Raw genomic sequence first — 22,328 nt, 5'->3', positions numbered from 1 at the left:
AATTCAATGACGGGAATAGGGTTGAACAAAGATTTTATAGGTCGAATCCTAAACGAACCCCCAATTTGTTGGCGATCAGCTTATTGATCCTCACTTTAAGTTCCGGGATCCGTACACTTTCCAATACGTTATTGGCAAAGGCATACATAAGTAAGGCCCTTGCTTCTTTTTTTGGAATTCCCCTGGACTGAAGGTAAAATAAGGCCTCCTCATCCAATTGGCCTATGGTACAACCATGGGAACATTTTACATCATCTGCAAAAATCTCCAATTGCGGTTTTGTATTGATAGTAGCCTTATCACTAACCAAAATATTATTGTTTTGCTGAAATGCATTGGTCTTTTGGGCAATCTTGTCCACAATAATCTTCCCGTTGAAAACCCCTGTGGCATTTTCTCCATAAATACCTTTATAATCCTGGTGGCTTTCGCAGTTGGGCTGAATATGGTGCACCAAAGTATGATGATCCACATGCTGCTTTTCTTCAATAATGGTAACCCCCTTCATGGTAGAATCTATACGTTCCCCATTTTGGTAGAAATTAAGATTGTTACGGGTCAGTTTACCCCCAAAAGAAAACGTGTGAACATTTACAACACTGCCATCTTTCTGATCAATATACGTATTATCTATCAGCGAGGCGGTGGTTAAATCGTTCTGCACCTTATAATAATCCACGTTGGAATTCTTGGCCGCAAAAATCTCGGTTACCGAGTTGGTAAACACTTCATTCGCCGTTAGGCTCTGATGGCGTTCTATAATCTGCATTTCTGCATTTTCCTCTGCAATAATCAAATTTCTAGGCTGTAATAACAGTGCAGCTTCATTGCCAGTTGAAAAATGAACGATCTCTATAGGCTTTTTTGGAATCTTATTTTTGGGAATATAAATATATGCCCCTTCTTTGCTGAATGCGGTATTCAATGAGGTCAAGGAATCATCCTTAGATGCTATTTTATTAAAATAAACATCTATTATCTGCTTGTACATAGGTTTGTTCAAGGCAGAGCTCATTAAACACACATCTACACCGTCATGGGTAGTCTCTGATAAAAAGGAACTGTATACCCCATCTACAAAAACAATTTTGAAGGTATCTATTTCATGAAGAAAATATTTTTTTACATCCCTGTATTCCAACATACTCTCCTTTTTTGGAAAGATGCTGAAATCTATTTTCTGTAGTGTATTTAAGGAAGTATATTTCCAGGCCTCCTCCTTTTTGGTGGGAAACCCCTTTGTCTCAAAATTCTTGATGGCCTCCGATCGTATATCGTGTACGGGATGATCTACATCCACACCATTTTCAAAAGCCAAGAATGAGGAAACTAATTTTTCTTTTAAATCCATCTTTTTCAGTATTCAGTATTCAGTATTCAGTATTCAGCTTTGCCAACTGTGCAGTGAATACTGCCAACTCATTTATATAACAGTCTCCTGTTTCAACCAATCATATCCTTTTTCTTCCAATTCCAATGCAAGATCCTTAGTGCCCGATTTTACGATCTTTCCATTGTGCAACACGTGCACAAAATCAGGTACTATGTATTCCAACAAACGTTGGTAGTGGGTAATAACTATGACAGCGTTATCCTTGCTCTTTAATTTATTTACCCCATTGGCCACGATACGTAAGGCATCAATATCCAATCCGGAATCAGTTTCATCCAAAATGGCCAATTTGGGCTCCAACATGGCCATTTGGAAAATCTCGTTACGCTTTTTCTCTCCTCCGGAAAAGCCTTCGTTCAAAGAGCGCGACAAAAATTTCCTGTCAATCTCCAACATTTCCGATTTCTCACGGATCAATTTCAACATATCCTTCGCTGGCATATCTTCCAATCCTTTGGCCTTTCTAGACTCATTGATGGCTGTTTTCATGAAGTTGGTAACAGATACTCCAGGAATTTCCACTGGATACTGAAAGGATAGAAATATTCCCTTGTGTGCCCTGTCCTCAGGTGATGTGTCTTCCAGGTTTTCTCCTTCCAAAAACACCTCCCCTTCGGTAACCTCAAATTCTTCTTTCCCGGCGATTACAGCAGCCAAGGTGCTTTTACCTGAGCCATTTGGTCCCATAATGGCATGTACTTCACCTGCATTAACCGTTAGGTTTATTCCTTTTAATATCTCCTTATCCTCTACTCTAGCGTGTAAGTTGTTGATTTTCAGCATTGTTCTTAATTCTAATTATTTAAAATAATTGGGCGCCTTCGGCATTTTATTAAAATCTTCTCTTTATGTTTAAAGAAACAGTAGTGTTTTTCCTTTATTTATTATTCTTAACTAGCCATATAAGAAATTTCTGTTATCCTACAGATCCCTCTAAACTTATTTCCAATAATTTTTGGGCTTCCACCGCAAATTCCATTGGTAATTTATTCAGTACTTCCTTACTAAAACCATTTACGATCAGGGCAATTGCCTTTTCAGTATTTATACCCCGCTGATTGCAATAGAATATCTGATCCTCCCCGATCTTACTGGTTGTGGCCTCATGTTCTATTTGTGCAGTTTTATTCTTTACTTCAATATAAGGAAAGGTATGTGCACCACATTCGTTCCCCATTAGCAAGGAATCACATTGGGAAAAGTTTCTGGCATTATCCGCCCTACTGTTTACCTGTACCAATCCACGGTAACTGTTTTGGGACTTCCCGGCCGAGATTCCTTTCGAAATGATAGTACTCTTGGTGTTCTTTCCCAAATGGATCATTTTGGTACCGGTATCCGCTTGTTGATAATTATTGGTTACAGCTATGGAATAGAATTCCCCAATAGAATTGTCCCCTTTAAGAATACAGGAAGGATATTTCCAAGTAACTGCAGAACCGGTTTCAACCTGCGTCCAAGAAATTTTTGCATTCTTTTCACACAATCCTCTTTTGGTTACAAAATTGAAAACACCACCCTTACCTTCCTTATTTCCAGGAAACCAGTTTTGCACCGTGGAATACTTTATTTCGGCATCATCCAATGCTATCAACTCTACCACTGCAGCATGCAACTGATTTTCATCACGCGAAGGCGCGGTACACCCTTCCAAGTAACTTACATAACTACCTTCATCAGCAATTACGAGGGTTCTTTCGAACTGTCCAGTTCCGGCTTGATTAATTCTAAAATAAGTGGAAAGCTCCATAGGGCAGCGAACGCCTTTTGGGATATAACAGAAAGACCCATCGGAAAAAACCGCTGAGTTAAGGGCCGCATAAAAATTATCCTTTTGCGGAACCACAGAGCCTATATACTTTTTGACCAGTTCTGAATGCTCCTTAATGGCCTCAGAAATGGAACAAAAAATAATTCCCTTTTCTGCAAGTGTCTTTTTAAAGGTAGTTGCAACAGATACCGAATCCATAACGATATCCACAGCTACTCCGGCCAGCTTCTTTTGTTCGTCCAAAGAAATACCTAGTTTTTTGAAGGTGTCCAGCAATTCCGGATCTACCTCGTCCAAACTATCGTACTTCGGTTTCTTATTGGGTGCGGAATAATAGGAAATAGCCTGAAAATCGGGTTTTTTATATTTTACATTTGCCCATTCGGGCTCCACCATTTCCTTCCAGATTTTAAAGGATTCCAATCGCCATAAAGTCATCCATTCGGGTTCTTCCTTCTTCTTGGAAATAGCTATTACAATTTCCTCATTTAATCCATTGGGAAACGTATCCGATTCTATATCTGTATAGAAACCATATTCATACTCCTTGGTCTCCAGTTCTTTCTTTAATTCTTCCTCTGTATATGCCATTCTTCCTAATTTAACAATTGCTCAATGTAACAATTGGTTAATTACTTTTCATCTCTAATGCACGCATTGGTACATTTTTACTTTTTCTTCATTGCTACATTAAAGAGAGAAACTCTCTCCACATCCGCAAGTCCTTTGGGCATTGGGATTATTAAAAACAAATCCTTTGCCATTAAGTCCCCCGGAATATTCCAGCACGGTACCAACTAGATAAAGAAAACTTTTTTTATCCACTACAATACGCACTGCGTTATCCTCAAAAATTTTATCGGTTTCCGTGGTCTTCTTATCAAAATCAAGCTCATAGGACAATCCACTGCAACCTCCGCTTTTAACACCTACCCGCACATAATCCTTGCTGGCATCAAAGCCTCCTTCGGCCATTAGGGCCATTACCCTCTGCTTAGCTGTTTCAGATACTTTAATCATTCTTAATTGGATTTAATCTAAATAGTTTACAAATATAGTACATAAGTAGGGTTTTACCATAATTCCTAACATTAATATAACGAATAGCCAAATCAAAATTTCTTATAGGCGAATGGATGATAAAAGTGGACCACTTATTCCAAGGGCATCGTTATTGGAAACACCGCCTGGATTTTTTATAGAAACTATGGCCGGAAACCTTATAATATGGTCCTTTACCTATAATTACCCGAAGAAGAATTAGCCCCCACATCCCCTTAGAAATCCATTGAATATCTATACGGAATGTCCTTCGGACCAACGCTAAAAAACCATTGACCAGATTTTGTAAAAAATATTACCAGATAGTTCTTTGTCGTAGCCTTAAAATAACTGGACCCAATAAAGCCCTAAGATTTAAGGATTTTTAATTCCTGGGCTGTCCACAGGTTTTTTGTTCATGGTATACCAGGTTTCCGTTGACCACAGGGATTGGTCATTTTCACTTTTCAAAGGCTTTGTTATATGTATATAAACCACCTTATTTTCTTGAATACTATCGATCTCCAAAAATACTTTTTTCCTGTCTGCAGAAAGGTTCACCGATTTGATCTTAAGCCCTTCAACTCCCAATTTTGGACCTCCATATTCCTCTGTAGCTTCGTAATAAAATTGTTGCGCCTCAAAAGCATCGGCATTTACCAATTCATCAGAAGCTATCGGCTCGGTAAATTCTATTTCCATACCCTTGCTTTTCGCCCTGACAGCCAACATTTCAAAAGTGGATTTTTCATTGTATTTAAATCGATGTAAGGCATACCAAAGTCGCCCCTCATGCCTCCAATTTCCACCGGAACCCACCCCGCCGGCATATAGATTACCATCGGGGCCCCAGACTGTCCTATTTATCCCAGCATCCAATCCTTGAATAAAACGAAAAACAGCACCCTGTTTTACGCCGTCCACCTCGTCAATAAATACCCTTTTAATGCCGCCATGGGTAACGTCCCCATGAATCATTTGATCCTTATAAGGTCCTAAATTTAGAATTGCCGGCTGACTTGGGGAATTGCTAATTTCGCCATGTGGAAGCCAAACCAAAGGAGGATCTTCCTTATAATCCTTTACCCGCTCCCAATCCGCATGTTTAAAACCGTAAAATTTGCCCTTTTCCACGCGTACAATTTTACTGGTGGGTATCCAATTGCCCTGGTTATCTGCCACATAAAGTGCCCCATCAGGTCCTTCTGCAATACCATTGGGGGTTCTAAAGCCCTCGGCTATAACCTCAACTTCACTTCCGTCCTTGCTAATTCTGACTACCTTCCCCCTGTCCTTTACTTCTTTAAATTCCGAACCTAAATCCGTTGCCAAGGTGGCATAAAAACTACCTTCCTTATACACCAATCCAAAGGCAAATTCATGATAATGCGAGGTAACGTTCCAAGAATCACAAACTTTTTGGTACTCGTCTATTATCTCGTCGCCATCGTTATCGATCAATTTGGTAAGTTCCTGTTTTTGTAACACATATAATTCCCCATCTACCATTTTAATTCCCAAAGGCTCGGCCAATCCCTTGGCTATTTGCTTCACTTCTATAGAATCCGGGTCTTCGGTATTGTAATTTTTCAAAATGTACACAGAGCCGGAGGCGTCCCAGGTACAGATGACCATTTTGTCTTTGTCTATAAAATCTATACCGCCTATCCTTGGATGAAATTCCGAGGGTTTGGCCTGAAACATATCGAAAGACGGGTGGACCGCATTCAAAGGCATTTGGTCTCCAGGAACCGTACTCGCCTTTTTTGAAACATAAGGCAATAATTTTCGAAAAGCACTGCTGTCGTGATAAAATACGGAATCCGGGACCACTGTAAACTGCTCCCCATCATCGGACCATTGAAGCGAAAGACCGTAACCTCCACCGCCTTGTTGAAATTGCAGTAAAAATTCATTCCATCCCTTTTCCAATATTACCAAAGCGTTTACGGCCTCAGCACCATGATCTCCTCTGTTATCAATTATTTCGGAGCCATTAAGCTTCAATACCGAACCATCATCACTTATTAGTCTAAATGTTTTGTTTACCTTTTTATCTGATTTTATAAACCCTTTAAACTCCATATAGAAATGTTCTGTTATTTCTCCCAACACCCCGGAGGTAGGTAAATGAATAGCAGGAGCTATTCCGTTTAATATTGGCAGGGTGCTTTTGGTCAGATCCTCATACAGATCCCCACTGTCATTAACCAAATATAAACTTACTGCCGCCCCGGCCTGCTTTTCCTTTTTATCACCACCACTTCGATCTTCATTGTCCAAGGCAAAAGTAATATCGGGTGTATTCAATGCGATATCCACAACCCTTTCCTGGGGTTCTGTCTCACCATCCAAAGACAAAATATAATAGGTCATATTCTGTGCATCGGACCTTGATATATCAGGATGTGCCGACATGGCAATAGTTCCCCAATTCCCAGAACCGCCCAGCCTAATTTTGTCTGCCAAGGCATCAACACTGGCCCAATTAAAAGGGTATCTCTTAGCAATGGAATCATATGCAGGGCCAACCAGGTTCTCTTTTTGAAGATGGCAGGCACTACAATCGCTCCCTTCAACTACTTTCCTTCCAACGGCGATCATTCCTATATCATCTGCAATTGGGGCTGTCCAATCTGCCGGAACAGGATTGAAATAGGTCTTAACCACAGTATTTTGGGCAAGTTCCAACCCATTGTTGTTTTCATTCCTTTTACCCCCCTGCAGGACTTCCTTAAATATCAATTTATCGTCAGTGCCATAATTCAATACGGGTACCAGGTCTTTGGATGAACCCTCAAGAATAGTAAAGTTCCTCACCAATCCTGAACGACCTTCTTCCAATGCGTACTCAGGAATTTCACGAATCTTAACCGATTTTCCCGTTTTTGATATCAATTCAAGGTTTATTCCTACCTGACCGTTGATCATGGAATAACCCATATAATTGATTTCAGGAATTTCCATTCCATCTTCACTCTTTAAATTCCATTGTGTTTGCTGGGAATCATCCTGCACATAGGCAAAACCAAAACTTGTAGGTTGTATGCCGTGTGCCGTAGTATAAACAGCTCCCTCATAATTAACCCCACCCTTCCATACTTTGTATAAATTTCCGGATTGCAGGTTGTAACAGGTATAGAGATCCTGGTTAAGGGCCACTGTCAACATACGTGGCTGTTTATCCATGACCGATCTAAACACCCATGTATCAATTGGTCGATCATAGTCCACTTTATGCTCACATGAAAAATTAAGAACTATGAAAAATAAGATAATGGGCAAGCGGGAGAACGTAGTAGATTTCATTTCTTAGTAATAAAAAGTTTTAAGTAAAATAAGATTACAAGATATAATAAGTTTATAATAATTCGACACTTGCTTAAACGATTAAAAATCAAAATAAAATTATGCCGCCAGATGTGTTTCTAAACCCCATGTTATTGCGTTAAGACACTAATTATCATCATACTAAATCCATGAACAACCCTTCAACCCGAAATTAGTTTTGAGGCAATAACTGATAAATTAACAAAATATATAGAAATTTATTAAAACATCCTTATGCAGATTACAAAAAATTAATTTAAATTCAAATCGATTTTAAAAAAATAGAAAACTTTCAAAAATTATGTCCAAAAAAAAGACCGCATTTAGTAACAATTCGCGAAGAGATTTTATTAAAGGTACCGGCTTGGCAACTGCCGGATTTATGATCGTCCCAAGACACGTATTGGGAGGTCCAGGTTATGTTGCCCCTAGTGACAAACTAAATATTGCCGGCATTGGTGCCGGTGGTAAAGGTAGAAGTGATATTTCATCCTTCGCAGAAAGTCCAAATGTCAATATTGTAGGACTTTGCGATGTGGATGACAGACAGGCTGTTGAGTCCAGGAAATCGTTCCCCAAGGCAAAATACTATGCCGATTTTAGAAAAATGTTGGAAAACGAAAAGGACAATATTGATGCCGTATCGGTATCGACTCCAGATCACAACCATGCAGTTGCAGCCTATATGGCGATGTCAATGGGCAAGCACGTTTACGTTCAAAAACCTTTGACCCATGATATCTGGGAAGCCAGAATGCTTACCGAAGCAGCAAAAAAATTCAAGGTAGTTACCCAAATGGGAAACCAAGGTGGCTCCGGTGATGGAGTACGAAAAATGAAAGAACTTTATGATACGGGTATCATAGGCGAAGTACATACTGTAAAATGCTGGACGAACAGGGCAATTTGGCCACAGGCACTGCAAACACCTACAAAAGCAGACAAAACACCAAAAGGGTTAAATTGGGATCTGTGGTTGGGTACCGCTGAAATGAGAGATTATAACGATGCTTATCTTCCTTTTGATTGGAGGGGATGGTCCGATTTTGGAACAGGAGCATTAGGTGATATGGCCTGCCATATCATGGATCCCGTATACAGAATTCTACCTATTCTATATCCTAACCAAGTGGAATGCAGCGTTTCCGACTCCTTTAAAGGCAAATTCGAAACAGCTGATTATCCTAAGAGTTTCCCCAATTCCAGTAAAATACACCTTAGCTACCCAAGAACAGATGGTAAAGGCACCGTAAAAGTTACTTGGATGGATGGTGGACTCTTGCCAGAAAGACCAGATGAAATGGGCGATGATGAAGCTTTGGGCAACTGGGATGGTGGTGTATTATTTATTGGTACCAAAGGAAAATTATTGGCCGACTGTTATGGTGCCAATCCAAGATTGCTTCCGTTGTCTTTAAACGAACAGTTCGAAGTTGCTGAAACCATTGCCAGAGTTCCTGAAGGTCACTATTTACAATGGGTAAATGCCTGTATGGCCGGTTATGGCAATGCCGAAACCAGTTCTTCATTCGATTATGCAGGTCCGTTTACAGAAAGTATCCTTATAGGTAACTTGGCCCTTAAGGCCTATTTTGAAGTAGACCCCAATGCCGATAAGGGCAGCTTCTGGGGAGGCTCAAAATACAACGGAAGAAAACGTTTGTTATGGGATGCAGAAAACATGAGGGTTACCAACTTTGAACCCGCCAACAAATATGTAAAACGTAACTATAGAGCGGGATATTCTTTAGGATAGACCATTAAGTTATAATCTGAATAAAAAACGCCGGACTAGATAAGTATCGTAGAATACCTATTTAGGTCCGGCTTTTTGATGGAAAATTTTCTTGAAACCGAAAATCCACTAGGCAAGTCTTTATTTACCACAAAAAAAGGATATAATTAATTTACTACTTATTTTTGCAGCATGATAGAAGACAAGAATCAAGAAAAGACGGGACTGGATCAGTTGGGAGAGTTTGAATTGATAAAACATCTTACAAAAGATTTCACCCTACAACAAACGTCCACCATAAAAGGTATAGGAGATGATGCCGCCGTGTTGGATTTCAAGGACAAGAAATCCGTAATATCTACAGATCTCTTGATTGAAGGAGTGCATTTCGACCTCAGCTATATGCCCCTGAAACACTTGGGCTATAAGTCGGTCATGGTAAATTTATCCGATATCTATGCCATGAACGCCACGGCCACACAAATAACTGTTTCCATTGCCGTTTCCAATAGATTTCCCTTGGAAGCCTTGGAAGAATTCTATAGCGGGGTTGCCCTAGCCTGTGAAATATATAAGGTAGACCTAGTTGGGGGAGACACTACTTCCTCTACCAAAGGAATGTTGGTTAGTGTTACCGCAATAGGGGAAGCCAAGGAAGAGAATATTGTTTACAGGAGTGGGGCCAAACCCAACGATCTTTTAGTGGTTTCGGGGGATTTAGGAGGTGCCTATTGTGGTTTACAGGTTTTGGAAAGGGAGAAGGAAGTTTTCAAGGTTAATCCAAACAATCAACCTGACCTATCACCTTACACCTATATCGTAGAACGCCAACTGAAGCCCGAAGCCCGAAGGGATATAAAAGGCTTGTTGGAAAAGCTGGAGATTCTCCCCACCGCTATGATAGATATCAGCGATGGACTTTCCTCCGAAATTTTACATATTTGCGATAAAAGTGAGGTGGGCTGTAATTTATTCGAGGATAAAATTCCGCTGGATCCAACAGTAATTGCGGCATGTGAAGAATTTAAAATGGACAGTACACTGGTTGCCTTAAGTGGAGGTGAAGATTATGAATTACTGTTTACCATAGACCAAAAGGATTTTCCAAAAATAAAGGGTAATCCACATTTCACGGTAGTGGGCCATATGACGGATAAAAATGAAGGCGTTCATTTGGTTTCCAGAAGCAACACTAAAATTCCTATTACTGCCCAGGGTTGGAATTCCTTTTCATAAAAGAAAGGGAACTATTGGGATTATTTAGAAAAGAAGAATTCCCGAAAACCTAGGACGTTCCTTACTTAACTGTCGTGGGGCGCAGGACAGCCAAGAATATGGGCGTACTATTAATTTACGGGAATAACTTCAAAAACTCCGATACCGCTTAAGGTCGGAATTAAATTGCCAAGCATGGTTTAGGCCACCTGTTGGGTAGCCCTATGTCTTTTCTGATAAATATCTTGTAATGTATTGTTGATATCCTGCAATTCTGGGGTCAAGTTGGATAGATTTCCACTAACATCCGTAGTCACCTCTTTATTACAATGAACACATTTATATTCCTTGATGTGTAAGGTAACCTTCTTGGATACTATGTAGTGGTGTCCAAAAATGCTGCAGCAAAGGGCGCTGAGTCTTGTTCCGTAGTCTGTCATAACTTTCTTCATAATGCAGGTTTTTATGTGGCATTGGTAAGGCTTAGGGGACCGTAAAATGCAAAAATTAAACTTTAGGTTAACAGGTGAAAGCACTTAGTAAATGACTTTCAGATAATTAACGCCAACACCCTTCCTTTTATTGAGTACAACCTGTTTTTTTTTCGTTTTTTTTTAGCAAAATTTGATTTTTTCGACCAACTGCACTTATTGGGTGTTTATTTACCCATTTAAACCAAACGGTTTTTAAACTATCTTTCGCCAAAATTGCCTTAAATGCCCAATACTAAGGATACCATTATCACCTCCTTTGCATTATTCTCCTTATTTTTTGGGGCAGGAAATTTGATTCTCCCTCCCCTATTAGGGTTTCGGTCCGGAAATTATTGGTGGCTGGTAGCCTTAGGGTTTGCAATGTCTGCGGTCTTGGTACCCATATTGGGAATTTTGGCCCATGCCAAATTACAGGGTACCATTTATGACTTCGGGAAAAAGGTCTCCCCAAATTTTAGCCTTATCTATTCTTTGTTGATCTATGCTATTTCCTTAAGCTTGCCCTCACCGCGTACAGCTGCCGTAACCCATGAAATAGCCGTGCAGCCCTTCTTCAATTCTTCTGCCCTCCTCAGCAGTATCGTCTATTTCTCCTTGGTTTTTATTTTTGTCATAAATCGTTCCAAATTAATGGACATACTGGGTAAATTTCTTACCCCTACCATAATATTGATTTTGGTTTTGATAATCTTTACGAGCCTTTTTACGCTCGACTTCAATTTTGGGGCCACCGAAATTACCAGTCCTTTTAGCGATGGCATTTTGGAGGGCTATCAAACATTTGATGCGATTGGGGCCGTGGTGGTCGGAGGTGTAATCATTGTGTCCATCAATCTAAAGTCCAACGCATCCTTTAAAGAGAAGAAAACTTTGGTCCGCAATGCTGGCTGGCTGGCCGGATTAAGCCTTTTTATAATTTACAGTGGCCTTATCCTTACCGGAGCCCTGAACTATCCCAATTTTGAATTGAATATCACCAGAATAGAATTGCTTACCGGAATAAGCAAACAAAGCTTGGGTAATAACGCCAATATTTTCCTGAGTATTTTGGTAAGTCTGGCCTGCTTTACCACTGCCGTGGGCATTGTTACCGGGTCTTCCGATTTCATCAAGGACCGACTCCCCAAATACAAAAATGCCTATTTATTAACGGCAATAATGGGATGCCTTCTTGGGATTGCCATAGGGCAATTTAATGTAGCCTATATTATTACGGTGGCTTTTCCCGCACTTATGTTTATATACCCCATCACTATAATATTGATCCTCCTTAACGTAATACCGGAAAAATGGGCTTCACCATTGGTGTTTAAGGCCGTGGTAATCACTACTATCATATTTAGTATCCCGGATTTTTTGGGCAGTTTGGGAAACTGGGCTCCTAAAAAGGAAGTCTTTGACTGGATACCTTTTAGTACCTACCAATTGGGCTGGGTTTTACCAGCTGTGGCGGCATTTGTAGTTTCGAATCTTTCAAGTGAGTACTTATCTTCCAAGTAGGATAGCTAAAAAGAAGGTCCTGAAAAATAAAAAAGAGCTGTTAAAATCCAGCTCTTTTTTAAAATAACTACGTAATATGATTCAAGAATTGGCATTCATCAATTCCTCAATCTCCTCTACTTCAATAGGGATATTTGCCATGAGGTTAAAAGGAGCCCCTTTTTCTTGGATTACCACATCGTCTTCTAATCTAATCCCCATCTTTTCATCAGGGATATATATTCCAGGCTCCACGGTATAGACCATGTTGGCCACCATAGGTGTTTTTAAAGCCCCATAATCATGGGTGTTCAACCCAATATGATGGCTGGTACCGTGCATAAAGTATTTCTTATAGGCAGGCCAGTCCTTATCCTCATTTTGAACATCGGCCTTATCCAGCAAGCCCAGTCCCAATAGTTCGGAAGTCATTAATTTACCTACTTCCTTATGGTATTCCCCCCACATAGTGCCTGGTACCAACATGGCCGTAGCATCATTCTTTACCCGTAGCACGGCATCATAAACGGCCTTTTGCCTTGGCGTAAACCTGCCGTTGACGGGAATGGTACGGGTAAGATCACTAGAATAGTTGGCGTATTCGGCCGCTACATCCATCAATAACATATCCCCATCCTTACATTCCCGATTGTTTTCTATATAATGCAGAACATTGGCATTATTGCCCGAAGCAATAATAGGGGTATAGGCAAAGCCCTTAGACCTACTACGGATAAATTCGTGCAGCAGTTCGGCCTCGATTTCATATTCCATTACCCCTGGCTTTACAAATTGCAATAAGCGCCTAAATCCCTTTTCCGTAATATTACAGGCTTTTTGCATGATAGCAATTTCCTCTGGCTCCTTCACCCCCCTAATCTCCTGTAAAATCGGATTGCTTTTGGCCCATAAGTGAGCAGGATAATCCTGTTTGCATTTTATTATAAACCGATCTTCCCTAGTTTGGGTTTCTACTGCCTGACGGTAATGCTCGTTGGTATTAAAATATACCGTTTCCACTTCGGTCATAAGATCATAAAAGATCTTATCAAAATCGGTCAACCAATAAATGGTTTCGATACCAGATACTACCGTGGCTTTTTCTTTGGTCAACTTTTCCCCTTCCCACACCGCAATGTGTGCATTGGTCTCCCTGACGAACAGGACCTCCCGGTGCTTTTTCTCATGAGCATCAGGGAACAACAACAAAATGGTTTCCTCTTGATCGGCACCACTTAAATAAAACAGATCCCTATTCTGTTCAAAAGGCATGGTGCTATCGGCACCAATAGGATAAATGTCATTGGAATTAAACACGGCAATACTTTTTGGCTTCATTCTGGCCATAAATTTCTTGCGGTTCTTTACAAACAAGTTGTGATCTATTTGCTGATATTTCATTTTTCTACTTTTATTGTCAAATTTAATAATTAGGAAGTGCTTTAGCCACAAACCGTTAAATGAATTTTAAAAACGGTGCTTTCCAAGCTATGAAACTCCAAATTATTATATCTTCGTCCTTCCATTTTGTAGAGAAGAAGAGACATGTACCTTTATTCATATGGTCTTTAAAATTTGTCTATTGTTATGACTAAAATTCCACTCTTTTTATTTATAAGCCTAATTACCCTAAGCTGGGCACAAACAAAAAATTCTGCAGTTACCACAGACGATTATTTAGATATCCTTAGAAACAACCTCAGCGGGGAACAGGCATATGAAACTACTGCATTCATAGAACAATTTTGGAGGGTGGTAGGCAATGAAGGCTTTAATAAGAGCATCCACAAAGTGGCGGCATCCTTGGAAGCGGCAGGCTATGTTTTGGAAGAAAACGCATCCAATACGGATCGTTTTACCTACAGATTGGAAAAAAGGCCCTTGCAACATCCTACTTGGGAAATTTTGGATGCAAACATTACCCTGGTTGGGAAAAATACCCCATTGCTATCCTACACCACCAACAGGAACATGGTTTATTTAAATTCCATTTCGACCCCAAAAAATGGAACAACCGCAGAAGTTATTTATGTTGAAGGTATTGATGATCTTCAAAGGATTCCTGTAAAAGGAAAAATTATTTTTACAGGAATAAATGGCCCCGAAATTTATACAGAGGGGGTTTTAAAGAAAGGTGCCTTGGGCATAATCACATATGATAATCCAGACTATTTAAGGCCTGAAAAAAATATAAATTCCATCCAATTCCGAAGCTTGACTTTCGATCCCAAAAACACTTGGGGAATTGCTCTTTCCTATCAGGCTAAAGAAAATCTAATGGCGGCATTGGAAAAGGGAAAAGTATACGCCAAGGTATTTATATCCAGCAAAATATATCCTTCCGAAGAACTAACGTTGGTTGCCGATATAAAGGGCTCAGAAATACCAGGGGAACGTTTGGTCTTCAGTGCCCATGTACAGGAGCCAGGTGCCAACGATAATGCAAGTGGAGTGGGAGCCCAATTGGAAATGGCCACAGTTGCCGCAAAATTAATCGGGCATGAAAGTATATATGCCCAGAGAACTATGACCTTTATTTGGGGTGATGAGATTATATCGACAAAAAGATACCTTCAAGAAAATGAGAAAAGGGCTAAGGGTATAAAATGGGGACTTAGTTTGGATATGGTCGGAGAAAACACGGCTATTACAGGGGGTTCGTTTTTAATAGAAAAAATGCCGGATCCAAGTGCCATATGGACAAGGGGAAAAGATAAACATACCGAGTGGGGCGGTAAGCCGCTTACCTTGGAAGATATGAAGCCCCATTACCTAAATGACTATATGATCCATAATTTTTTGAAGCAGGGGAAAGTTGCCCATTGGGAGGTAAATGCCAATCCATATGAAGGTGGCAGTGACCATACCCCATTTTTGGACAGCAATATACCCGGATTATTGTTTTGGCATTTTACAGATCAATTTTATCATACCGATAGTGACAGATTGGATAAAGTCTCCCAAGAAACCCTTAAAAATGTAAGCATTGCGGCCTTGGCAAGTGCCTTAACCTTAGTAAATGGTGATTCCTATGCGGCAATGGATATCGTTAAAATAGTCCAGAATGCGGCAACAAATCGTCTTTCAGAGGAATTTTTGCTCGGCGATAAATCCATAAAAGCCGGAAATTCCGTGAAAAGTGAGGTAGCTGTAGTAAAAGCATGGGAAGATTGGTATATAAAGGCCATTGCCTCTACAACGGACTTGGCCTCCCCGGAAAATACTGTGATTTTGGATAAAGCAATTTTAGAGGCTCAGGCCATTATTGAGTCCCAGGCAAAAATGTTTGTCTCAGAATTGGAAAAATAGGCTTGACGGGATAATTATAGGCATTAGACAAAAATTCTAATCATCCTTCAAGAATTTGCTCTTAATGCCACTAGGATAGTTGATCTATATTGACCTTAATCATCCAGCACCAGAGCAATGCCGCCCATAACCATAGTATCAGCAGATATGTGGCAATTAGCAGGATCTTGGATTGGGTTATTTTTTGAATGTAGTACCAGGCCACCGCACCAAACACAAAACCAAAGGACCATAACATGCCCACCATAATAACACTGGGCCACACCCAATCGCCACTCCAATCATTTAAGGTAGGATAAGATCCGAACAGGAAAGATACCGGGTAATATAACAAACCTCCGAGAGCTCCCATACTAACAAGGCCCAATATTGCCGTTATAAAAAACGCAATTAAAGAGAATTTAATGTTAAAGGACCAGTTTTTCCAGAATACCATCCAGTTTTCCCAATTTAAATTTCGGTTAGTTTCTAACGCACAGAAACCAATAAAAGTATAGACTTATCAATGGGATCTAAATAATTTAACAGGAAAAACCCTTCAATATAATTGACTGTCACTTCGAAATTTAAAGCCTATAATTTCTTGTAAATCAGAATATTATGCCCTTCAATTTGTTAAAACACAAGACCTTAATAACGATTTCATAAGGAAAAAATTCCCTTTATCCAACTATTTATGAAGTTGGATGGAAAAAGATTCTCTAATATTTCCTCACTTTAATTGTGGATTTCTTTAAATTGGTTCTAAATACTGTACATAAATTCAACAAAATTTGTTGGTAACTCGTTTGTGGAGTAAATTTGCAATCAAAACAAATATCTAATGAGTGGATTTTTAAACTCTTCAATAGGCAGAAAGTACACCATGGCCCTTTCCGCCTTTTTCTTAATGATCTTTATCCTTCAACATTTTGCCATTAATATCCTATCTGTACTAAGTCCGGATACTTTTAATGAAACCTCACATTTTATGGGTACCAATCCCTTGGTACAATACGGGCTGCAGCCTGTACTGCTTTTTGGGGTTGTCTATCATTTTGTCATGGGATTTGTGTTGGAAATAAAGAATAAAAATGCCCGTGCCATCAAGTATGCCAAAAATAACGGTGCTGCCAATTCCACTTGGATGAGCAGGAACATGATATGGAGCGGTGGCTTTATCCTTGTTTTCCTGATCATTCATTTCTTGGATTTCTGGTTTCCTGAAATCAACACAAAATATATTCAAGGAGACATGTCCGGCCTACTTGCCGATGGGGAAGGTTACCGTTATTACGAAGAACTGGTCCACAAATTTGAGCCTATTTGGAGGGTTGCCCTTTATTGCATAGGTTTTGTTTTTCTTTCATTGCACCTACTTCATGGCTTTAGTTCAGCATTTCAGTCTGTTGGTGCCAACAATAAATATGTAAAAGGGTTAAAAGGATTTGGAAAGGCATACGCTGTTTTAATTCCGTTGGGATTTATTTTCATTGCACTTTTTCACCATTTTAACCATTAATAATACAATTCTATGTCTGTATTGGATTCTAAAATACCAAAAGGCCCATTAAAGGATAAATGGACTACTTATAAGGATAAAATAAACTTAGTTAATCCTGCCAATAAGCGAAACATCGACGTTATTGTTGTGGGTACCGGCCTTGCAGGAGGTTCTGCCGCTGCAACCTTGGCCGAACTAGGTTATAGGGTTAAAGCATTCTGCTATCAGGATTCCCCACGTAGGGCGCATTCCATTGCAGCTCAAGGAGGTATAAATGCCGCAAAAAATTATCAAGGGGATGGGGATTCTACCTATCGCTTGTTCTATGATACCGTAAAGGGTGGGGATTACCGCTCCCGAGAAGCCAACGTGTACCGTTTGGCAGAGGTGTCTACCAATATAATCGATCAATGTGTGGCACAAGGGGTGCCATTCGCCCGTGATTACGGTGGATTACTTGATAACCGCTCTTTTGGTGGTGTTTTAGTGTCGCGTACTTTTTATGCCAAAGGACAAACAGGCCAGCAATTATTGTTAGGGGCCTATTCGGCCATGAATAGACAAATTGCCCGGGGTAAAATAGAAATGTTTAATCGCCACGAAATGCTGGATGTGGTTAAGGTAAATGGCAAGGCACGGGGTATTATAGCCCGTAACTTGGTTACCGGGGAAATAGAGCGCCATTCGGCACATGCAGTAGTAATTGCCTCCGGAGGATATGGAAATGTTTATTTCCTTTCTACTAATGCCATGGGATCCAATGCCACCGCGGCCTGGAAAATACACAAAAAAGGGGCATTTTTTGCCAACCCATGTTATACCCAAATTCACCCAACCTGTATCCCAAGATCTGGAGATTATCAATCTAAACTAACCCTGATGTCCGAGTCATTGCGTAACGATGGCCGTATATGGGTTCCTAAAAATATGGAAGATGTGTTGGCCATTAGGGAAGGAAAATTAAAGCCTACCCAATTGAGCGAAGATCAAAGGGATTACTATTTGGAAAGAAGATATCCTGCCTTTGGAAATTTAGTGCCACGGGACGTGGCTTCCAGGGCGGCGAAAGAAAGATGTGATGCCGGCTATGGTGTTAACGCCACTGGGGAAGCCGTATATCTTGATTTTAAAGCGGCCATTGAAAGATACGGTTTGGAACAGGCTAAAATTCACGGAATACAGGATGCATCCAAAGAAAAAATTACTGCACTGGGCGAAGCAGTTGTAGAGGAAAAATATGGTAACCTGTTTCAGATGTACGAAAAAATCGTAGATGAAAATCCATATAAGACCCCAATGATGATCTATCCCGCGACCCATTATACTATGGGCGGTGTTTGGGTAGATTACAACCTAATGACCACTGTTGAAGGTTTATATTGCATAGGGGAGGCCAATTTCTCCGATCATGGTGCCAACCGATTGGGAGCATCTGCTTTAATGCAAGGTTTGGCCGATGGTTATTTTGTATTACCTTACACTATTGGGGATTATTTATCCCATGAAATTAGAACTGGAAAAATTCCTACAGATACGCCCGAATTTGATCAAGCGGAAAAGGAAGTAACAGAAAGAATCAACTTCTTTGTCAACAACAAGGGAACACATTCGGTAGATTATTTCCATAAACGTTTAGGTAAAGTTATGTGGGATAAATGTGGTATGTCACGTAACGCTGAAGGCCTAAAAGAAGCTATGGCAGAAATTAAGGCAATCCGTGAAGAATTTTATAAAGAAGTAAAAGTCCCTGGATCAGCCAATGAAATGAATCCTGAATTAGAGAAAGCAGGAAGAGTCGCCGATTTCTTGGAATTAGGCGAATTATTCGCCAAGGATGCCTTAATGCGAGAGGAATCTTGTGGAGGACATTTCCGTGAAGAGTCTGTTGAAATCGATGGCGAGCAAAAAGGGGAAGCAAAACGTAACGATAAAGATTATGCTTTCGTAGCAGCTTGGGAATACAAAGGGGAACCTTCAGAAGCCGTTTTGCACAAGGAGCAATTGGAATTTAAGGATATAGAATTAAAACAAAGAAGTTATAAATAAGTGTTAGTGAAGAAAAAAGAGAAGAGAAAAAAGACTTAATGGCCTTTCGTCAGCGACATAATTATAAAAATTTGAAAATCTGGCAATTGGGGTTAGAAATTGCAAATGACATTTCTGATATTTTGCTGGAGTTTCCCAAGCACGAAAAATTTGATCTAAGTAATCAATTAAGCCGATGTTCAATTTCGATGCCGAGTAATATAGCTGAAGGATCAGCAAGAACAGACAAGTCATTTTCTTATTTTCTCGATATTTCTTTAGGTTCATCATTTGAACTTGGCACTCAATTATTAGTTGCACGCCACAGAAAATATATAGACGAACAAACTTTAGAAAAGTTGGAAGTAAAAAATGAGGAATTCCAAAAAATGACAATGGGATTGCAAAATAGTTTGCAGTGATAAAGAGGTCTATTTTCTTAACTCTTATTTCTGTATTCCGTAACTGAACTTTGATTATAAAACTTAATTATGAAGATTCCGAAAGGAGCTTTTTATTAACAAGAACAATATGAATCTTACATTAAAAATTTGGAGACAGAAAGGACCACAGGACAAAGGTAAAATGGTCGAGTATAAAGTGACTGATATTTCAGAACACATGTCTTTTTTGGAAATGATGGACGTTTTAAACGAACAGCTCACCAATAAAGGGGGCGAGCCAGTTGCCTTTGACCATGACTGTCGCGAAGGCATTTGCGGTATGTGCTCTATGTATATCAATGGAGAAGCCCATGGTCCGGATAGGGGGGTTACCACATGTCAGTTGCATATGAGAATGTTCAAGGATGGCGATACCATTACCATTGAACCATTTAGGGCAAAAGCCTTTCCGGTTATCAAGGATTTGGTCGTAGACCGCAGTTCATTTGATCGTATTCAACAAGCTGGCGGTTTTATTTCGGTCAACACTTCTGGAAATACCCAGGATGCCAATGCCATTCCTATTGATAAGCATGCGGCCGATGAGGCCATGGATGCCGCTACCTGTATTGGTTGTGGTGCCTGTGTGGCAAGTTGTAAAAATTCTTCGGCCATGTTGTTCGTTGGGGCCAAAGTATCCCAATACGCCTTACTTCCACAAGGGCAGATAGAAGCAACGGACCGAGTAAAAAATATGGTTGCCCAAATGGATTTGGAAGGATTTGGAAATTGTACCAATACCGGTGCTTGTGAGGTGGAATGTCCTAAAGGAATTTCCTTGGAGAACATTGCCCGTATGAACAGGGAGTTTTTCAGTGCCAGCATAAAAGGATAGTACGGATTAAAATAAAAATTATAATCTACAGAAACAGACCCCATCCCTTTTCAGGAATGGGGTTTTTGTTTATTCATATTATAAAAATCCAGTATCTTTAAGTATGCCAAAAGAATACAAGGAAGAACGGATAATAGTTCCGCGTTTTAATGAAGAGTCCGGCTTTTATACCACGCCGGAACGTTCCAAGATGATGGGCAAGATCCGGGGCAAAAACACCATCCCCGAATTGAAATTTAGAAAGGCCCTTTGGGCCGAAGGATACCGGTATAGAATAGCCTACAGGAAGTTGATCGGCAAACCGGATATAGTACTAAAAAAGTACAGAACCGTTATTTTTATTGATGGGGAATATTGGCATGGTTATAACTGGGAAGAAAGGAAACAAAAAATTAAAACGAACAAGGAGTTCTGGATTCCAAAAATTGAACGTAATATTCAACGGGATAAGGAAGTGAACCAAGAGCTACGACAACAGGGCTATACCGTTTTTAGATTTTGGGAACGGGAAATTAAGAAAGAACTGGACCAATGTCTAAATCAGGTTATTTTCCATTTACAATCACAGCAATCCTGATATAGCTAAAACAAATTCAATCGATCTCAAATGCCTAAATATAATCGCAAAATTGTCTCTAAACTTCCCAAAGTAAAAACTACGATTTTTACCACTATGGGGCATTTGGCGCAGAAACACAACGCCATAAATCTTTCCCAAGGCTTCCCTAATTTTGAGCCCGATCCTTCCTTGATCGATTTGGTAACACAGGCCATGAAACAGGGGTACAATCAATATGCCCCTATGGCAGGAGTAATGGAACTGCGCGAAATGATTGCAGCAAAAATTGAACAACTTTATGGTAGACACTATAATCCGGACAGCGAAATAACCGTCACCATCGGGGCCACACAGGCCATTTTTACCATCATTACGGCCTTTGTTGGCAGTGGTGATGAGGTAATAGTAATTAAACCAGCTTATGATTGTTATGAGCCTGCCATTGAAGTCAATGGGGGAGTTCCCGTTTTTGTTCAATTAAACAATACCGATTTTAAGATAGATTGGGAGGTTTTCCGTTCCAAAATTACACCAAGGACCAAAATGGTCATAATAAACACTCCACATAATCCCAGCGGTACCATTTTCTCAAAAGAGGATATGCTTGAATTGCAAAAGTGTCTTGAAAATACTGATATAATTGTTATAAGCGATGAAGTATACGAACATATTATCTTTGACGGCCTTGAGCATGAAAGTGCTTCAAAATATGATGGCCTCGCCTCCCGCACCTTTGTATGCGGTTCCTTTGGAAAAACCTTTCACATAACCGGCTGGAAAATGGGATATTGCGCGGGTCCGGTCGAACTGATGCACGAATTCCGAAAAACGCATCAATTCAACGTCTTTAGTGCGGACCATGCCGTTCAAAAAGCCCTAGCCTCTTATTTAAAAGAACCTCAACACTATTTGGGTTTAAACCAATTTTATCAAGAAAAGCGAGATCTATTTCTTGAAGGATTATCTACTTCAAGATTTAAAATTAAACCCTCCAAAGGAACCTATTTTCAATTAGTGGATTATAATGATATTACCCAAGAACCGGACGAAGTCTTCGCCGAACGCCTGGTAACGAAACACCAAATAGCCAGCATTCCCATTTCCGGATTCAACACCAAAGGAATCGACAAACACCTACTGAGATTCTGTTTTGCCAAAACCAACGAAACTTTGGAAAGGGCTACTGAAATTCTTAGCAAGCTTTAATCAACATTAT

At 40.0% G+C, this 22,328-nt stretch carries 18 protein-coding genes; 10 read left to right on the top strand and 8 right to left on the bottom strand.

The features are described 5' to 3' along the window. Nucleotides 1-34: 34 nt before the first annotated feature. The 5 genes from sufD to LV92_RS06695 form a co-directional block, all read right to left on the bottom strand. Nucleotides 35-1,351 carry a Fe-S cluster assembly protein SufD gene (gene sufD / locus LV92_RS06715; RefSeq protein WP_111622860.1) on the bottom strand — a complete coding sequence of 439 codons (1,317 nt, stop codon included), beginning with the start codon at nt 1,349-1,351 and terminating at the stop codon, nt 35-37. A gap of 72 nt (nt 1,352-1,423) precedes the next feature. Further along, nucleotides 1,424-2,176 carry a Fe-S cluster assembly ATPase SufC gene (gene sufC, locus LV92_RS06710; RefSeq protein WP_111622859.1) on the bottom strand — a complete coding sequence of 251 codons (753 nt, stop codon included), beginning with the start codon at nt 2,174-2,176 and terminating at the stop codon, nt 1,424-1,426. A 133-nt stretch (nt 2,177-2,309) separates the two neighbouring features. After that, the gene (gene sufB, locus LV92_RS06705) at nt 2,310-3,755 is read right to left on the bottom strand and encodes a Fe-S cluster assembly protein SufB (RefSeq protein ID WP_111622858.1); all 1,446 of its coding nucleotides are present in this window, start codon (nt 3,753-3,755) and stop codon (nt 2,310-2,312) included. 99 nt (nt 3,756-3,854) lie between these two features. Next, nucleotides 3,855-4,184 (bottom strand): HesB/IscA family protein, encoded by a 330-nt coding sequence (locus LV92_RS06700; protein WP_111622857.1) that lies wholly within the window; start codon nt 4,182-4,184, stop codon nt 3,855-3,857. A gap of 396 nt (nt 4,185-4,580) precedes the next feature. Then, the gene (locus LV92_RS06695; RefSeq protein WP_111622856.1) at nt 4,581-7,514 is read right to left on the bottom strand and encodes a PA14 domain-containing protein; all 2,934 of its coding nucleotides are present in this window, start codon (nt 7,512-7,514) and stop codon (nt 4,581-4,583) included. Nucleotides 7,515-7,836: 322 nt separating this feature from the next. Between LV92_RS06695 and LV92_RS06690 the strand changes: the two genes are divergently transcribed. Next, on the top strand, nt 7,837-9,291 hold the full coding sequence (locus tag LV92_RS06690) for a Gfo/Idh/MocA family protein (RefSeq protein WP_111622855.1): 1,455 nt from the start codon (nt 7,837-7,839) through the stop codon (nt 9,289-9,291). A gap of 171 nt (nt 9,292-9,462) precedes the next feature. After that, complete coding sequence (gene thiL, locus LV92_RS06685) at nt 9,463-10,506, top strand: thiamine-phosphate kinase (protein WP_111622854.1); 1,044 nt, start codon at nt 9,463-9,465, stop codon at nt 10,504-10,506. A 179-nt stretch (nt 10,507-10,685) separates the two neighbouring features. Here the strand turns inward: thiL and LV92_RS06680 are convergent, their stop codons facing one another. Continuing rightward, nucleotides 10,686-10,937 carry a hypothetical protein gene (locus LV92_RS06680; RefSeq protein ID WP_031446213.1) on the bottom strand — a complete coding sequence of 84 codons (252 nt, stop codon included), beginning with the start codon at nt 10,935-10,937 and terminating at the stop codon, nt 10,686-10,688. 264 nt (nt 10,938-11,201) lie between these two features. Between LV92_RS06680 and brnQ the strand changes: the two genes are divergently transcribed. Beyond that, on the top strand, nt 11,202-12,479 hold the full coding sequence (gene brnQ, locus LV92_RS06675; RefSeq protein ID WP_111622853.1) for a branched-chain amino acid transport system II carrier protein: 1,278 nt from the start codon (nt 11,202-11,204) through the stop codon (nt 12,477-12,479). 81 nt (nt 12,480-12,560) lie between these two features. On the opposite strand, the gene LV92_RS06670 is transcribed toward brnQ, so the two are convergent. Beyond that, nucleotides 12,561-13,859, bottom strand: coding sequence for an aminopeptidase P family protein (locus LV92_RS06670; RefSeq protein WP_111622852.1), 1,299 nt, complete (start codon nt 13,857-13,859; stop codon nt 12,561-12,563). 186 nt (nt 13,860-14,045) lie between these two features. On the opposite strand from LV92_RS06670, the gene LV92_RS06665 reads away from it, so the two are divergent. Next, nucleotides 14,046-15,767: a M28 family peptidase gene (locus LV92_RS06665; protein WP_111622851.1), complete on the top strand. Its 1,722-nt coding sequence runs from the start codon at nt 14,046-14,048 to the stop codon at nt 15,765-15,767. 70 nt (nt 15,768-15,837) lie between these two features. On the opposite strand, the gene LV92_RS06660 is transcribed toward LV92_RS06665, so the two are convergent. Next, entirely contained in the window at nt 15,838-16,203 is a 366-nt protein-coding gene (locus tag LV92_RS06660; protein ID WP_111622850.1) for a hypothetical protein, read from the bottom strand. Nucleotides 16,204-16,590: 387 nt separating this feature from the next. Here LV92_RS06660 and LV92_RS06655 point away from each other — a divergent pair, with 387 nt between their 5' ends. The 6 genes from LV92_RS06655 (at nt 16,591) to LV92_RS06630 (ending at nt 22,318) form a co-directional block, all read left to right on the top strand. Next, on the top strand, nt 16,591-17,268 hold the full coding sequence (locus LV92_RS06655) for a succinate dehydrogenase cytochrome b subunit (RefSeq protein ID WP_111622849.1): 678 nt from the start codon (nt 16,591-16,593) through the stop codon (nt 17,266-17,268). Between the two features lie 12 nt (nt 17,269-17,280). After that, nucleotides 17,281-19,296 (top strand): fumarate reductase/succinate dehydrogenase flavoprotein subunit, encoded by a 2,016-nt coding sequence (locus LV92_RS06650; RefSeq protein ID WP_111622848.1) that lies wholly within the window; start codon nt 17,281-17,283, stop codon nt 19,294-19,296. Between the two features lie 38 nt (nt 19,297-19,334). Beyond that, nucleotides 19,335-19,697 (top strand): four helix bundle protein, encoded by a 363-nt coding sequence (locus LV92_RS06645; protein WP_111622847.1) that lies wholly within the window; start codon nt 19,335-19,337, stop codon nt 19,695-19,697. Between the two features lie 109 nt (nt 19,698-19,806). After that, on the top strand, nt 19,807-20,553 hold the full coding sequence (locus LV92_RS06640) for a succinate dehydrogenase/fumarate reductase iron-sulfur subunit (RefSeq protein WP_111622846.1): 747 nt from the start codon (nt 19,807-19,809) through the stop codon (nt 20,551-20,553). Between the two features lie 103 nt (nt 20,554-20,656). Beyond that, complete coding sequence (locus LV92_RS06635; protein ID WP_111622845.1) at nt 20,657-21,130, top strand: very short patch repair endonuclease; 474 nt, start codon at nt 20,657-20,659, stop codon at nt 21,128-21,130. Between the two features lie 30 nt (nt 21,131-21,160). Further along, nucleotides 21,161-22,318 (top strand): methionine aminotransferase, encoded by a 1,158-nt coding sequence (locus LV92_RS06630; protein ID WP_111622844.1) that lies wholly within the window; start codon nt 21,161-21,163, stop codon nt 22,316-22,318. The last annotated feature ends 10 nt before the right edge of the window (nt 22,319-22,328 follow it).

Source organism: Arenibacter echinorum (assembly GCF_003259375.1).
Lineage (GTDB): Bacteria > Bacteroidota > Bacteroidia > Flavobacteriales > Flavobacteriaceae > Arenibacter > Arenibacter echinorum.
This window is presented reverse-complemented; position numbering and strand designations above follow the sequence as displayed.